Origin of the sequence: Embleya sp. NPDC059213, assembly GCF_042754445.1 — a bacterium.
Taxonomy (GTDB): Bacteria; Actinomycetota; Actinomycetes; order Streptomycetales; family Streptomycetaceae; genus Embleya.
Window position 1 is genome coordinate 1 of record NZ_JBHZAV010000115.1, and the last position, 13,830, is coordinate 13,830.

The following is a 13,830-nucleotide window of genomic DNA, read 5'->3' on the forward strand; positions in this document are numbered from 1 at the left end:
GCCCACTGGCGACCACCGAGCGGGTGCGCTCCCAGATCTCCACCGGGCTGTGTTCCACCCACCCCGCCCTCGGCATGATCTGCCGATGCTCCAACTGCTGGCGCCCGACCACCCCGCCGGCGTGATCGAAGACCATGAACCGGGTGCTGCTGGTGCCCTGATCGATTGCCGCGACGAAATCCGCCATCTCGAACCTCCACTGTGGCGACGCCCGAACCTGTCCGCGCCGCATCGGATGTGCCGTACGGCGTCAGTCGGTCTCGACCACCCTGCCCGCCGGTTGTTCCCCGAGGGGCAGGAACGGCGCGATCAACACGCGGTACAGCGCCGCGCCGATCAGGCCGCCGATCAACGGTCCGACGATCGGGACCCAGAAGTACAGATTGCCGTACTGGTCGCGCCACGCCCCGTCGTAACCGGTCAGGAAGCTGGCCAGCCGAGGGCCGAAGTCCCGGGCCGGGTTGATCGCGTAACCGGCGTCGGTGCCGAACGCCATCCCGATCGCGACCACCAACAGGCCGGTCAGCAACCCGCCGAGGTTGGCCTTGGGCGCCGTGTTGAGCACGTCCGTCAACGCCATGATCACCAGCAGCAGGATCGCGGTGCCGATGATCTGGTCGCGCAGCGCCCCCCACTCGCTGACCGGGAACGTGCCGTTGCCCGGCAGTGTCGAGAAGACGCTCTGGGTCTTGAGCGTGTGCCCGGGATCGGCCTTGGCCAGTACCTCGGTGTAGTTCCAGCGCACCAGCAGGGCCGCGACGAACGCTCCGGCGGTCTGCGCGAGCACGTACGGCGCCACCTTGTGCCACGGGAAGCCGCGGAAGGCCGCGAGCGCCACCGAAACCGCCGGATTCAGATGGGCGCCCGAGGTGCGCGCGGCGATGTACACCCCGAACGTCACCCCGAAGCCCCAGGCCCACGCGATGCTGTCGTGGTTGCCCAGGTCGGCCGCGACGACCTGGGCCACCACGCCGACGCCGAACAGGATGAGCACCATGGTGCCGACGAACTCGGCGACCATCTCGCCGCCGATCGCCCATCGTTCGCTCGGCGGCGGGGCCGGCTGCGCCCGTCGGGCGCCGGTCTTCGGGACCGCGCCCGCGCCCGCGCTCACGGCGCCGGGACGATGTCGGGGGCGCCGAGCCGGGCCGCGTCGGCGGTGAGGTCGTCCGGTTGTCGCTGGGCGTCGCGTTCGGCCTCGACCCGTTTTCCGTAGTGCGTGACCTCGTTGCGGATCTGTTGCTCGTCCCAGCCCAGCGGCCCGGCCATCAGCCGCGCGGCGATCTCGGCGGCCTCCACGCCGCGATCCCACGACTCGATCGAGGCCCGGGTGCGCCGGGTGAGCACGTCGTCCAGGTGATGCGCGCCCTCGTGGGTGACCGCGTACACCACCTCGGCCCGCAGATAGTCGTCCGCGCCGGGCAATGGTGTGGCCAACTCGGGGTCCTTTTCGATGAGTTCGAGTACCTCGCCGATCATCGAGCCGTACCGGGCGAGTAGATGCTCGATGCGCACCACGTGCAACCCGGACGCCCGGGCCAGGCTGTGCCGGCGATTGCGCAGCGCCTGGTATCCGTCGGCGCCCAGCAGCGGCACGTCGTGGGTCACCGACGGGCCCGGACGCGCGCCGTCCAGGGTGCGTACCGCCTCGTCGACGGCGTCCTTGGCCATCACCCGATACGTGGTGTACTTGCCGCCGGCGATCACCACCAGGCCCGGCACGGGATGGCCGACCAGGTGTTCCCGGGACAACTTGCTGGTCTCGGCCGCGTCGCCGGCCAGCAACGGTCGCAGCCCCGCGTACACGCCCTCCACGTCGTCCCGGGACAGCGGCGTGGCCAGCACCCGGTTGACGTGCTCCAGCAGGTAGTCGATGTCGCGCGAACTCGCCGCCGGATGTTGCTTGTCCAGGTCCCACGGGGTGTCCGTGGTGCCGATCAGCCAGTGCCGGCCCCACGGGATCACGAACAACACGCTGGCCTCGGTGCGCAGGATCAACCCGGACCGCGAGTTCACCCGATCCCGGGGCACCAGGATGTGCACGCCCTTGGACGCGCGCACATGGAACTGGCCCCGGGTGTCGGCCATCGCCTGGGTGTCGTCGGTCCACACGCCGGTCGCGTTGATCACCTGCTTGGCGTGCACTTCGAACACCCGGCCCGACTCGACGTCGACGACGGTTGCGCCGGTGACCCGCTCGCCCTGGCGGAGGAAGCCGGTGACCCGGGTCCGGTTGGCCACCTGCGCGCCGTACGCGGCGGCCGTCCGGGTGATGGTCATGGTGTGCCGGGCGTCGTCGACCTGCGCGTCCCAGTACTGCACCGCGCCGATCAGCGCGTCCGACTTGAGGGCGGGCACCTCGTCCAGGGCCCGGTGTCTGCTCAGATGCCGGTGATGCGGCAGGCCCCGGGAATTGCCGGAGGTCATCCCCATCGTGTCGTACAGGAGCACCCCGGCGCCCACGTACAACCGCTCCCACCCGCGATGGGTCAGCGGATACAGGAACTTCACCGGGCGCACCAGGTGCGGAGCCAACCGTTGCACCAGCAGACCGCGCTCGCGCAGCGCCTCCTGGACGAGCCGGAAGTCCAGCATCTCCAGATAGCGCAGCCCGCCGTGGATGAGTTTGCTGGAGCGACTGGAGGTACCACTGGCCCAGTCCCGACCCTCGACCAGGCCCACGCTCAGGCCCCGGGTGACGGCGTCCAGCGCGCATCCGGCGCCGACGACACCTCCGCCGATGACCAGGATGTCCAGCTCGCGGCCGGATCCCAGGGCGGTCAGGGCATCTTCGCGGGCCTTCGGCGACAGGGCGACGGGCTTCACGTCGAACTCCTCGGCAGGGAAAAGCTGGCCCCTACATTCGATGGCCTGCGATGCCCCCCTGCACGTCGAGCCGCGCCGACGGTGGGCCGGGCGGAGTAACGCGGAGGGGCCGCCCGACCCGATCGGGGCGATCCGTCGGGTGATCGGCGATCCCGTACGGTGATGCCTTCGACGTATCGACAGGTGGGAGTCGGGGCACGTGGTGGACGCGGTCGAGGCACAGGATCCGCAGCGGATCGGTTCGTTCGCGGTACTGGGCCGGTTGGGGGCCGGCGGCATGGGGCGGGTGTTCCTGGCCCGATCGCCCGGCGGGCGGCTGGTGGCGGTCAAGACCGTGCACGCCGAACTGGCCGCCGATCCGCACTTTCGGCGGCGGTTCGCGGCCGAGATCGCGGCGATGCGGCGGATCGGCGGCTTCTGGACGGCCGCGTTCGTGGACGCGGACGCCGAGGCCGAGACACCGTGGCTGGCCACCGAATACCTCACCGGACCCTCGCTGACCCAGGCGGTGACCGCACACGGTCCGCTGCCCGAGTCGAGCGCGCGGCTGCTGGCCGCCGGGTTGGCCGAGTCGCTGACCGCGATCCACGCGGTCGGCCTGGTGCATCGCGACCTCAAGCCGTCCAACGTGCTGCTCACCGCCGACGGCCCCCGGGTGATCGACTTCGGCATCGCCCGACAGGTGCACGGGACGAGCGAGCTGACCCGGACCGGGCATCTGGTCGGCTCGCCGGGCTTCCTGTCGCCGGAACAGGCCAGGGGCGACGAGGTCGGGCCCGCGAGCGACGTGTTCGCGGTCGGCCTGGTGTTGACCTACGCCACGGCGGGCGTGCCGGCGTTCGGGACGGGGGACCCGGCCCAACTGCTGTTCCGGGTGGTCTACGAGGAGCCTCGGCTCGACGCGGTGCCGGCGGGGCTGCGGCCCCTGGTCGCGGCCTGTCTGCGCAAGGATCCGGCAGAGCGGCCGACGCCGGAACGGCTCCTCGAACTGCTGGGCGAGTCGGCGCGGCCGGCGGCCGACGACTGGCTGCCGGCGGCGCATTCGGCGCTGGTGCGGAACCGGCCGGGGGAGACGGGGCCGACGGAGGCGGGGGCGACGGAGGCGGGGCCGACGGAGGCGGGGGCGGGGGGTGTGCCGCCGACGTACCCGAGGCAGCCGCCGGAGGCCGTGGCCGGCGCGCCGACTGCGCCGGCCGGGCCGGTGCCGCCGCCGCCCGGACCTGTGCGGGCGCCCGCTGCCGTACCGCCGCCGCCCCGACCCGCGCGGGCGCCGGTTCCCGGATGGTCGCCGGTTCCGGACCAGGCGCCGGCCGTGCCGTTCGCGCCGGTCACGAAGGATTCCGGCATGCCGCGCCGTCGGTTGTTGATCGGCGGCTCGGTGGTGGCCGCGGCGCTCGCGGGCGGGAGCGCGTACCTGTTCACCCGCGACGAGGGCGGGCGTACCGGCGCGGTGGCGAACAAGGAGTCGCCGGGTGCGAGTTCGCCGGGAAACAAGGTATCGGGGGGTGCGCCGGGCGCGAACGGCTCGCAGCCGCCGGTGGGTTCCGGTGTGAACACCGGTGCTCCGTCGGCGGGGCTGCTGCCGGAGAAGTACCGGAACGGGCAACCGCTCGCCGTCGGGGTGGACGCCGCCTATCCGCCCAACGAGTTCCTCGACGCCGACGGCCGGACGGTGATCGGGATGACCGCCGATCTGGCCAAGGCGATCGGGGAACAACTCGGGGTCGCCCTGGAGTTGCGGCCCTCGACCTTCGATGCGCTGGTGCCCGCGCTCAAGTCGGGCCGCATCGACCTGATCATGTCCTCGATGGTGGACACACCGGCGCGGCGGGCGGACGGAATCGACTTCGTCGACTACTTCCGGGCCGGCACCGCGATCCTGGTCGCCAAGGACAATCCTCGGCGCATCCAGGGCCTTTCCGACCTGTGCGGGTGCCGGGTGGTGATCCTCAAGGGCGCGTTCCAGGACGATCTCGCCACCGAGGCGGGCGGCAAGTGCGGATCCGGCGGCGGGGTGACCAAGGTCGGTGTCGCCACCATGGTCGAAGCGACCACACGGATCCGGCAGGGCGAAGCCGACGCGGGCTTGTTCGACTACCCCGCCGCCGTGTATGCCGCCCGGAACTCGGCCGACGGCCTCCGGGTCGCGCAGGGACAGATCGAGGCCGAGCCGTACGGCATCGCCTTCCGCAACACCGATCCGCAACTGCGCGACGCGGTCCGGCAGGCATTGGAGCGGCTGATCGCCGCCGGCGAGTACCGGCGGATCGTGGACCGGTGGCAACTCTCGGAAGGCGCCGTCTCGAAGGTGACGGTGAACGGCGGCTGATCCGCCGGGAACCGATCGACGTCGCGTGCGTCCATCCGGTGCCGGGTGCCCGACCCGCTGTCTGCGGGATCGGATCGCGGGGGCGCGGTCGTCGAGGCCCGGTGTGGTGGTTCGCCCTCGGCACCTACCCGCCGATCCCGGTCAGCCGGTGCGGGCGGCCAGTGTTTCGAGGGTCGCGTAGGCCCGGCTCAGCGACTCCTCGGCCAGCGGCTCGAGTGCGGACATCGCCGGGACGACCGCGGCCAGGGTCAGCTCGGCGTGCACGAACTCCAGGTCGTCCGCGAGGCCGATCGAGCGCAGCACCGCCCGCAGGTACGGCTCCTGGTGATCCCAGCCCTCGCGTGGCGTGCCGGGTGCGTAGGAGCCGCCCTTCGCGGTGACCACCACGACCGAGGTGCCCGCCAGCGGGCCGGGAGTGCCGTCGGGCGGGACCATGTTGGCCGGTGTGACGATGCGGTCGAACCAGGACTTGACCGTCGACGGGATCGAGTAGTTGTACATGGGTACGCCCAGGACGATGGTGTCCGCCGCGCGCAGCTCGGCGTTCAATGCCTCGGTCAGGGCTCGTTCGTGCGGTGGTTCGCCGTGGCCTCGGCTGGGGTCGAGCAGGGCTTCGCGGACCTCGTGGGTGAGGTGCGGGACGGGTTCGGCGGCCAGATCGCGGTGGGTGTAGCCGCCGTCGGGGTGGGTGGCCCGCCAGCGTGCGGCGAAGTGGGCGGAGAGTTCGCGGGACACCGAGCCGGTGTGGCGGATGCTGGCGTCCAGGTGCAGGAGGAAAGGCATGGGCGTCCTCGAATCGTCGGATGAGGGTGCGGGGGTGCGGCGGCGCAGGGGTGCGCGGGTGTGGGCGGGCGCGGACCCGGGGGCTGCGTTCGTACGACCGTAGACATTGACGCGGGCGTGAGGGCAACGCCGCGTTCGGGTGCGATGGGTCGTTGCCGTACCGCGGTCGGTGCAGCCGGCACCGGGGCTACCGCCCAGGTTTACCCGGGATGTCCACCGTGTGCGGGAGGACAGCCGGGGTCGGCTCGGCCAGGGTTGCGCCAGGTCGGGCCCGCGTGGGGCACATCGATACGGCGAACAGCCGTCGGGGGTGGTCGTGGACGGCACGGACGGAACCATCGGCACGAACGCAACAGTCGGCACGGAAGGAACGGTCGGCATGGACCGAACGGTCGGCACGAAGCGAGCGCAGGGACCGGGGCAAACCGGTCGACCGGCCCGCCGCGTCGCGACGGTGTTCGCGGTCGCGGTGGCGCTGGTGGCGGCCGTACTGGGCCTGCCGACCCGGGCGCAGGCATTTCCGCCGCCGCCGGCACCGCCGTTGCCGGCGGCGAACTCGCACGGCATCACACTCACCCAGTGGACGAACTCGAATCTGCTCAGCGACCGCAGGATGTTCGACGCGACGATGACCACCTCGGCGATCATGCGGCCGCGCGGCGGTACGCCCTCGATCGACCCGGTCGAGGTGCCGGTCAAGGTGCGGATCTGGCTGCCCGACGACTACGTGAACGATCCGGCCGAGGCGTATCCGGTGCTCTACCTGTTGCACGGCGGGTTCGGCGACTTCGAGCAGTGGTCCAAGTCCGACGCGGGCGACATCCTGAACACGATCGATCGGCGCACGTTCAAGGGCATCGTGGTCATGCCCGAGGGCGGCAAGGCCGGTTGGTACACGGATTGGGCGGGACAGACCCGGGGCAACTTCGCGCCGCAGTGGGAGACCTTCCACCTGCGGCAGTTGGTGCCCTGGATCGACGCGAACTTCAACACCGTCGACAACCGTTCGGGACGTGCGATCGCGGGTGTGTCGATGGGCGGGCTCGGCGCGCTGCGCTACGCCGCCGACCTGCGGGACGAGTTCTCCGCCGTGGGGGCGTTGTCGGGCGGTACCACGTTGGCCGACGATCGTGCGTTGAACCGGGTGGCCGATTCGATGCTCGGCTACGGTGCGGCCACCTCCTGGAACGGTCTGGCCGATCCGAACTACCGGGTGTTCGGTACCCCGTTGGAACGCGCCGAAGCGGTCTACGGGCCGCAGGCGAACTGGACGGCGATCACCCCGGTGGGCATGGCCGCGGCGGGCAAGTACGCGGGCTACGCGGGCAAGTTCGCGATGTACTCCGGCGGCGCCAACGGCCAGGGCGTGCCCAGCGGTCAGGGGGAGTCCGACATCAAGACGTGGAACGATGGACTGCGCACGGTCATCGGCGGCTCGTTCACGCCCCGCTACTGCACGGGTCCCGGTGAACACACCTGGGACTACTGGCGCAACGACCTGCGCGACTTCGTCCAGTACGTGTACGGGAGCACGCCGCCCGCACACTGCACCGAGAACGGTCGGGCGGGCAACACGGGCAACGTCCCGTGGGTTGCCGGGTAGCCGTGGGCCACGCGCGGCGCGGCACGCTCACCCGTGCCGGTCGGGCCTGCCGCCGTCGTCCGCGGGGTGGAGTGCGTCGCGGTAGGCAGTGCAGACGGCGGCGGTCACCGCGTCGGCGTTCGCGAGGCCGGACAGGCGGTGTCGGCCGGCTCGGCCCAGGCGTCGGCGCTCGTGCGGGTGGGTCAGCAGCGTGTCCAGGGCCCGGGCCAGGGCGGCCACGTCGGTGGGTTCGACCAGGATGCCCGCGTGGCCGTGGCCGAGTTGGTGCGGGATGGCGCCGACGGTGGTGGCGATCACGGGTACGCCCGCGGCCATCGCCTCCAGGACGACCAGTGGGGCGCCCTCGGTCAGGGACGGGACGCACAGGATGTCCAGGGCGGCCACCGCCGCCGGGCCGTCGGTGCACATGCCGCCGAAGTGCACCCGGTCGCCCAGTCGCAAATGCCGTGTCAGCGCGTGCAGTTCCCCGCGCAGTCGGCCGTCGCCCACGACGGTGAAGCGCACCCGAGGGTGTCGATCCGCGAGGCACGCGGCGGCGCGCAGGAAGAACTCCACGCCCTTCTCCGGCTCCAGCCGGCCGACCACCCCGACCGTCACCGGCGCATCGTGTCGGTCCGGGAGGGCCGCCGGTGTGGCGCCGAACACCGCGGTGCCCACCACTCGGACACGTGTGGTGGGCACCCGGTCGAGCCGGCGCAGCCGGTCCGCGATCTGCTCGGAGACGGCCAGGACCAGGGCACATCGGCGGTACAACGGGCGGCTGTACGCGCGGGCCAGAGGCCCGCGCCAGGACGCCATGCTGTGCTCGGTCACCACCACCGGGACCCGGGCGAGTCGGCCGGCGAGGGCCGCGGCCATCGTGGCGGCATGCACGTGCGCATGGACCACGTCGAAGCGGCCCACCCTGGCCAAGCGCGCGATCCGCAGCGCCAGCATCGGACTGACCAGGCGGGCCACCCGGTGCCGGCCCAGCACGACGATCGACACGCCCGCGGCGGCGAGTTCGGCACCGGCCGGCCCGTCCTCGGTGCACGCCAGCACCACCGTGTGCCCACACGACGCCAACGCGCCTGCCAATCCCGCGACTTGCCGCTGTGCGCCGCCGATGCGCAGGTCGTCCACCACCAGCAACACCCGTAGTGGCCCGCGCCCCTCCGCGCCCCCCTGCCCGCGCGGCGTCCCCCTGACCCCGATCGTCGCCCCCCTGCTGCACGGCCGCCGCGGTGTCGCGCCCCCGTCCTACGAGGATCTCCCTTCTCGGGCGCCGGGGCAGGCGGAACCGATATCGGCCCGGCCTCGCGCAGGCTCGGGCCTGATTGTCTGCGGGGGCGGAATCTATTGTCGACGCGCGTGGAAAACAAGGCCCGGATCATGGTGCGGGCGGTGTCCGGGTCGGGGTCGGGTGGGTGTCGGGAGGAACGGTCCGGTGTCGGGTGTCAGGGACGGGGCAGCGGATTCGGGGTCGACTCGGTGGCGCCGGCCGCGGGTGGGGTTGCTCGGCCCTCGGGCGAGTGCTGGGAGAGCCAGGCGGGCGTCGCGTCCTGGTCGGGCGGCCGTACCACGGCGTATCCCTGACCGGGTGCGGGACGAAGGTCGGTCGACTCGCCGTTGATGAACGGCGCCAGGAGATCCATTTCGCGGTGGTAGACGAACAGCGACGTCGTGGTCCCGAATATCGCCGGCCCGTCCAGGACCAGCGGCAACTCGGCGAGCGCGTAGCTCACGGCGTGGTCTATCTGTTCCTCGGTCGGCTCTTGCCCGGCGACCCGCCGGACCGCTCCGCGCGCGGTGTCTCGACAGGCCGCACGCACCGCCTCGTCCATGTCGTAGGCGTCGCGGACCCGCTTCAGCGAATGTTGATACGCGGGTCGTTCGGACAACTGCGTCCAGGTGTGCAGGTGGTGCTCCGGTTCGGCCACGCCCGCGTTGCGCAGGCCGCGCCGCGCGGGGCTGCGCAGCCGGCCGACGGCATACCGGGCGCGCCGGGCGGCCTCCGCGGGCTGGACGCCGGCGGCGGTCAGGGTGTGCGCCGCCTCGTCGCCGGGGACGAAGACGTCGACCCGCACGAAGTTCGCACACCCCCACCGCACCAGGGCCTCGACTCTGCGTGGCTTGTAATAGCTGTTCCAGGGACTGAGCCCGATCAGCACGTGTTCCGCACGTTCGAGAACGCTTCGGCTACCGAGCGTGCACGGCCACACCATGAATCCCATGCGATCGACTCCTTAGCGTTCCCTCCATGATTCCATCGTCGGAACACACTTCCGAACCGGGTCATTCCGGACCCGGTCGGCGGTGGGCGGCAGGCCGTGGGCGGGTCAGCGGATCCGGCCGACGGCGGCGAACATGTTGGTCTGTTCGACGCCGACCGGCTGCTCGCCGTCGGCCGGGCGCCAGTGCTGCATCGGTACCACGCCCGGCTCGACGAGATCGCAGCGCTCGGCGAACAGGGCGGCCAGTTCGTCGCGGGTGCGCAGGTACATCGGTATGCCCCGGCGGGTGTACACCTCGGCCAACGCGGTGGAGCCGACCGCCAGGTCCGCCGTCGCCGCCGTGATTGCCAGGTAGCTGCCCGGGGCGAGAGGTGCCGTCAGCTTGTCGATCAGCCCGGCGGCATCCTCGACGAACTGCAGCATCGCGATCACCGTCACCCCCACCGGCCGATCGAGGTCCAGGGTCTCGCGCAACTCGGGCGTCGAGAACAACCGGTCGGCGTCGCGCATGTCGGCCTCGACATAGGCGGTGCGGCCCTGCGGCGCACTGGAGAGCAGGGCGCGGGCGTGGACCAGCACGATCGGGTCGTTGTCGACGTACACCACGTGCGACTCGGGCGCGGTGTCCTGCACGACCTCGTGCAGATTCGGCGAGGTGGGGATGCCGGTACCGATGTCGAGGAACTGGCGGACGCCGCCCTCGGTGACCAGCCAGTGCGCCATCCGCCGCATCACCGCCCGGTTGACCCGCATGCTCGTCCACAACTCGGGCCACACCTTCAGGGCTTCCTCGGCCGCCTCGCGGTCGGCGAGGTAGTTGTCCTTGCCGCCCAGGACGTAGTCGTACATCCGAGCCGAGTGTGGAACCGTCGTGTCCACCTGAACCATCGTCGGTCACTCCTGTCTTCCCGCCGGTGACGCGCTGGGATCGGTTCGCGTCCTGGCCTGCATCCATGGAACGTATAAGCGGGTTCGGGATCGGACAACCGGGCGGGCACATTCGTCCTCTTTGCCCGTGCCATGCGATCGCGGGCGGGAGCGTGGACGTGGGCCCGGGGCTCAGCCGGCCGGGGCGGCTGCTGCGGCGGGTGGTGGGGGTATCAGGGCGTCGATTGCGGAGGCGACCGCTTCGGGGGCGGAAATCATCGGCAGATGGCGGGACTTGGGGATCAGGGTCGGTGGCGGTGCGCCGATCCGGGTCGCGGTGTCGACGGGGGTGTCGTCGTCGAAGACGTCGTCGTTCGCGCCGAAGACCACCGACTTGGGCAACCGCAGGTCGTGCAACAGGGCCAACCGCCGGGCGGAGATGCCGAGTACGCCCTCGCCGAGCATGTCCCACAACGCGCCCTCGGCGCCCGCCACCCGAAAGGGCCGCCGCCATTCCTCGACACCGGCCCGGTCGAGTCGGGGACACTCGGGGCCGCACTGCGCGCCGTACACCTTGCGGATCAACCAGTCGGTGCCGAGCCCGATCCGCAGCAGGCTGGTGCGAAACGGATCGATCAGCAGGTACCGCAACGCGGCCGGGGGCCCGGCGCCGGTGTCGAGTGCGTCACCGTCCAGGAGCATGACGCCGCCGATCCGCTCCGGCGCGCGCAGCGTGGCCTCGGCGACCATCGCCGCGCCGCTGGAATGCCCCACCAGCAATGGTCGTTCGTCGGGGCCGCCCAGGTGCATGGCGTCGAGGAAGCCCAGGAGTTGGCGGGTCAGGTGGTCGACCGTGTACGGCCCGCGCCGTTGGCTGTATCCGTAGCCGGTGAGGTCGAGGGCGTAGACCCGGTGATTGCGCGCCAGCAACGGAGCCAGCCGCGACCACGTGTCGACCGACTCGAAGGCCCCGTGCACCAGGACCACCGGCGATCCGGAGGTGCCCCAGGTCTGGTAGCGGGTGCGGACGTCGGCCGCCTGTACGTAGGTCAGCCCCGCCGGGGGATCGGCGCGGTCGTCGGTGAAGGCGTTGTAGCCGAACGACGCGATGGTCACGGCAACCAGCGTGACGGCACAGGTCAACGCGATCCGGCGGGTCCAGCGGCGCAACCGGGACCGGGGCGGCCGGTCGGGGACGGGCGTCGCGGCTTCCCGGCCCGCGCCGGCGTCGCCGCCCCCGCCTTCGTCGGCGACCGCGACGCCGGTGTCGGCGGCTCCGGCCCCTGCGTCGACATCGGCCCCGGCCTCGGCGGCACCGCCGGCTTCCGCATGGCCGTCGCCACTCGCATCCTCGCCCCTGCTGCGGTCGTTGCCGGTCTTGTCGTGCGTTGCCGCGTGGTCCACAGCGTGCGCCCCGTCGGTGGAGGGAAGCGCCCGCCCTCTCCGGATCGGGCGCCCCGCGTGGTTGATTCCTTACCCGGACAACTCTCGCCCGCAGGCCATCGTCCCCGCGTCCGACCCGAGGAGGCTTTCCGCAGCCTCCACGGGAGGCAGGACGACTGCGCACGCATGCTTCCCGGGAAGTACACGAAGCAAGCGATGGAGGCGAGCGAGGCGGTGGGGGCGATGGGGGAGATGGGGGCGAAGCGCGTGCAGGAGGCGCCGCGCGCACGCGAAGTGGGCGCGGAAAGAGCGGGTTTCGGCCGACAACAGGCGTGATTGCAGGGCTTGTCCGGACCCGGGGATCGCCCTACGGTGACGGGCGGGCCGGTGTGGGGTCGGCCCGGGTCCGCCGCCCGAACACGTGGGCGACGCCGCTTTGTTCGTGTCCGCGACCGAAAGAAGCAGGTGACTCGTGCGCACTTCCCGTCGCATCGCCGCAACCCTTGGCACGTCGGCCGTGATCCTGGCCGGTTTCGCCACCGCCCCCACCGCCCACGCCACTCCATCCGCGTGCGTGGCCTACCTCGCCGTGGCGGGATACGACTCGATGATCGGCGGCACCGCCTGCGGCTACGGCGGCAACGGTCCGGCCGGCGTATCGGCCTGCCGAACCCTGCTCACCGGCACCGAGGGCGTGCCCGTCACCATCGCCGAACGGGCCTGCGCATACGCCGCGGCGTGAGGCGGGCCGGTTTGCTCGCCCACCACCCGGCCCGCAGCCGCGTCGCCGGCCCGCGCACGGTCACCGCGGGTCCCCCGATCGCGGCACGATCACCAGCGGCCCGGGCGCGTGGTGGATCAGACCGTGGGTGACCGAGCCGAGGAGCATGCCGCGGAAGCCGCCCACCCCGCGCGAGCCGACCACCAGGCACAGCGCGTCCTGGGCGGCGTCGGCCAGGCCGCGGACCCGGTGGCCGAGGATCGTCACCCGCTCGACCGGTACGTCCGGGTACTTCTCGCCCCACCCGGCGAGCGTCTCGCCCAGGCGGATCAGCGCCTCGTCGACCTCGGACTCGCTGCCGAACGCGGCGACCATGTTCGGCGTCGGCGGGCGTACCAGAACCGCCCGCAGGCCCGCGCCGCGCAACGAGGCGGTCTCGAACGCGTAGCCGACGGCGGGCTCGGAGCCGGCCGATCCGTCGACCCCGACCACCACCGTCGGCGGCACACCCGCGGCGGGTTCGGGTCCGCGCACCACCGCCACCGGGCACGGCGCGTGCGCACTCACCGGAATCGCGATGCTGCCCGTGGTGAACAGTTCGGTCAGCGCCGACAACCGGCGCGAGCCGAGCACGAGCATGGCGGCTTCGGGGGCCTGGGCACGCAGGACGTCCACCGGGCGGCCCTCGACCGTCGCCATGCTCACCGACAACCCCGGTCGGCCGGTGACCGCCACGGTCCTGGCCCGCTCCAACAGCGCGTCGTGGGCCTCCCGGCGCCGCTCGGCCCAACTCAGGCGCGGGACGGTGGCCCCGGCGCCGGCCTCGTGATAGGTGTCGACCGACCAGTCGAAGGCGTGTGCGGTGTTCAAACGACCGTCGTGCCGGGCGGCCTGATACGTGGCCTCCACTCCGGCCGGCTCGGCCGGCCATTCCGACGCGTGTACCAGCCGCAGCGCCAACCCGTGTCGTACGGCCTCGTCCGCGGCCCAGTCGACGGCGAGCAGGCCCGCCGCCGAATTCTCCACTCCGACCACCACGGGCCGGCGTCCGGTTGTCATGACAGCTCCCGATCACCCTGGGGAACCCGCCTCGAATGCGGTGCTG

The 13,830-nt window shown here is 72.0% G+C and carries 12 protein-coding genes; 3 read left to right on the forward strand and 9 right to left on the reverse strand.

What is annotated here, in order from left to right; genetic code table 11:
- The 3 genes from ACFXMF_RS32425 to ACFXMF_RS32435 all read right to left on the reverse strand — a co-directional run.
- Nucleotides 1-187: FGGY family carbohydrate kinase (locus ACFXMF_RS32425; RefSeq protein WP_380020910.1), on the reverse strand; the 187-nt coding region annotated here is incomplete at its 3' end.
- Nucleotides 188-250: 63 nt separating this feature from the next.
- Nucleotides 251-1,033: an MIP/aquaporin family protein gene (locus ACFXMF_RS32430; RefSeq protein WP_380020916.1), complete on the reverse strand. Its 783-nt coding sequence runs from the start codon at nucleotides 1,031-1,033 to the stop codon at nucleotides 251-253.
- A 77-nt stretch (nucleotides 1,034-1,110) separates the two neighbouring features.
- Nucleotides 1,111-2,811 (reverse strand): glycerol-3-phosphate dehydrogenase/oxidase, encoded by a 1,701-nt coding sequence (locus tag ACFXMF_RS32435; RefSeq protein ID WP_360312470.1) that lies wholly within the window; start codon nucleotides 2,809-2,811, stop codon nucleotides 1,111-1,113.
- A gap of 214 nt (nucleotides 2,812-3,025) precedes the next feature.
- Between ACFXMF_RS32435 and ACFXMF_RS32440 the strand changes: the two genes are divergently transcribed.
- Complete coding sequence (locus ACFXMF_RS32440; protein WP_380020913.1) at nucleotides 3,026-5,155, forward strand: bifunctional serine/threonine-protein kinase/transporter substrate-binding domain-containing protein; 2,130 nt, start codon at nucleotides 3,026-3,028, stop codon at nucleotides 5,153-5,155.
- A gap of 141 nt (nucleotides 5,156-5,296) precedes the next feature.
- Here ACFXMF_RS32440 and ACFXMF_RS32445 read toward each other — a convergent pair whose 3' ends face one another.
- The gene (locus ACFXMF_RS32445) at nucleotides 5,297-5,938 is read right to left on the reverse strand and encodes an NAD(P)H-dependent oxidoreductase (protein ID WP_360312256.1); all 642 of its coding nucleotides are present in this window, start codon (nucleotides 5,936-5,938) and stop codon (nucleotides 5,297-5,299) included.
- 379 nt (nucleotides 5,939-6,317) lie between these two features.
- Here ACFXMF_RS32445 and ACFXMF_RS32450 point away from each other — a divergent pair, with 379 nt between their 5' ends.
- The gene (locus ACFXMF_RS32450; protein WP_379992676.1) at nucleotides 6,318-7,541 is read left to right on the forward strand and encodes an alpha/beta hydrolase; all 1,224 of its coding nucleotides are present in this window, start codon (nucleotides 6,318-6,320) and stop codon (nucleotides 7,539-7,541) included.
- Nucleotides 7,542-7,568: 27 nt separating this feature from the next.
- Here ACFXMF_RS32450 and ACFXMF_RS32455 read toward each other — a convergent pair whose 3' ends face one another.
- From ACFXMF_RS32455 to ACFXMF_RS32470, 4 genes are all read right to left on the reverse strand, one after another.
- Entirely contained in the window at nucleotides 7,569-8,666 is a 1,098-nt protein-coding gene (locus ACFXMF_RS32455) for a glycosyltransferase family 4 protein (RefSeq protein WP_360312252.1), read from the reverse strand.
- 311 nt (nucleotides 8,667-8,977) lie between these two features.
- Nucleotides 8,978-9,754 (reverse strand): tRNA-dependent cyclodipeptide synthase, encoded by a 777-nt coding sequence (locus ACFXMF_RS32460; protein ID WP_360312250.1) that lies wholly within the window; start codon nucleotides 9,752-9,754, stop codon nucleotides 8,978-8,980.
- A 105-nt stretch (nucleotides 9,755-9,859) separates the two neighbouring features.
- The gene (locus ACFXMF_RS32465; RefSeq protein ID WP_379989766.1) at nucleotides 9,860-10,642 is read right to left on the reverse strand and encodes an SAM-dependent methyltransferase; all 783 of its coding nucleotides are present in this window, start codon (nucleotides 10,640-10,642) and stop codon (nucleotides 9,860-9,862) included.
- Nucleotides 10,643-10,813: 171 nt separating this feature from the next.
- Nucleotides 10,814-12,025 (reverse strand): alpha/beta hydrolase, encoded by a 1,212-nt coding sequence (locus tag ACFXMF_RS32470; protein ID WP_360312246.1) that lies wholly within the window; start codon nucleotides 12,023-12,025, stop codon nucleotides 10,814-10,816.
- 451 nt (nucleotides 12,026-12,476) lie between these two features.
- Between ACFXMF_RS32470 and ACFXMF_RS32475 the strand changes: the two genes are divergently transcribed.
- Nucleotides 12,477-12,746 (forward strand): hypothetical protein, encoded by a 270-nt coding sequence (locus ACFXMF_RS32475; RefSeq protein WP_360312244.1) that lies wholly within the window; start codon nucleotides 12,477-12,479, stop codon nucleotides 12,744-12,746.
- 60 nt (nucleotides 12,747-12,806) lie between these two features.
- Here the strand turns inward: ACFXMF_RS32475 and ACFXMF_RS32480 are convergent, their stop codons facing one another.
- The gene (locus ACFXMF_RS32480; RefSeq protein WP_360312242.1) at nucleotides 12,807-13,784 is read right to left on the reverse strand and encodes a universal stress protein; all 978 of its coding nucleotides are present in this window, start codon (nucleotides 13,782-13,784) and stop codon (nucleotides 12,807-12,809) included.
- Between the last annotated feature and the right edge of the window lie 46 nt (nucleotides 13,785-13,830).

Excerpts from the sequence above, each read along its gene's own strand:
- ACFXMF_RS32465 (WP_379989766.1), bottom strand. The coding sequence starts at position 10,642 with ATGGTTCAGGTGGACACGACGGTTCCACACTCGGCTCGGATGTACGAC.
- ACFXMF_RS32480 (WP_360312242.1), bottom strand. The coding sequence starts at position 13,784 with ATGACAACCGGACGCCGGCCCGTGGTGGTCGGAGTGGAGAATTCGGCG.
- ACFXMF_RS32460 (WP_360312250.1), bottom strand. The coding sequence starts at position 9,754 with ATGGGATTCATGGTGTGGCCGTGCACGCTCGGTAGCCGAAGCGTTCTC.
- ACFXMF_RS32450 (WP_379992676.1), top strand. The coding sequence starts at position 6,318 with ATGGACCGAACGGTCGGCACGAAGCGAGCGCAGGGACCGGGGCAAACC.
- ACFXMF_RS32445 (WP_360312256.1), bottom strand. The coding sequence starts at position 5,938 with ATGCCTTTCCTCCTGCACCTGGACGCCAGCATCCGCCACACCGGCTCG.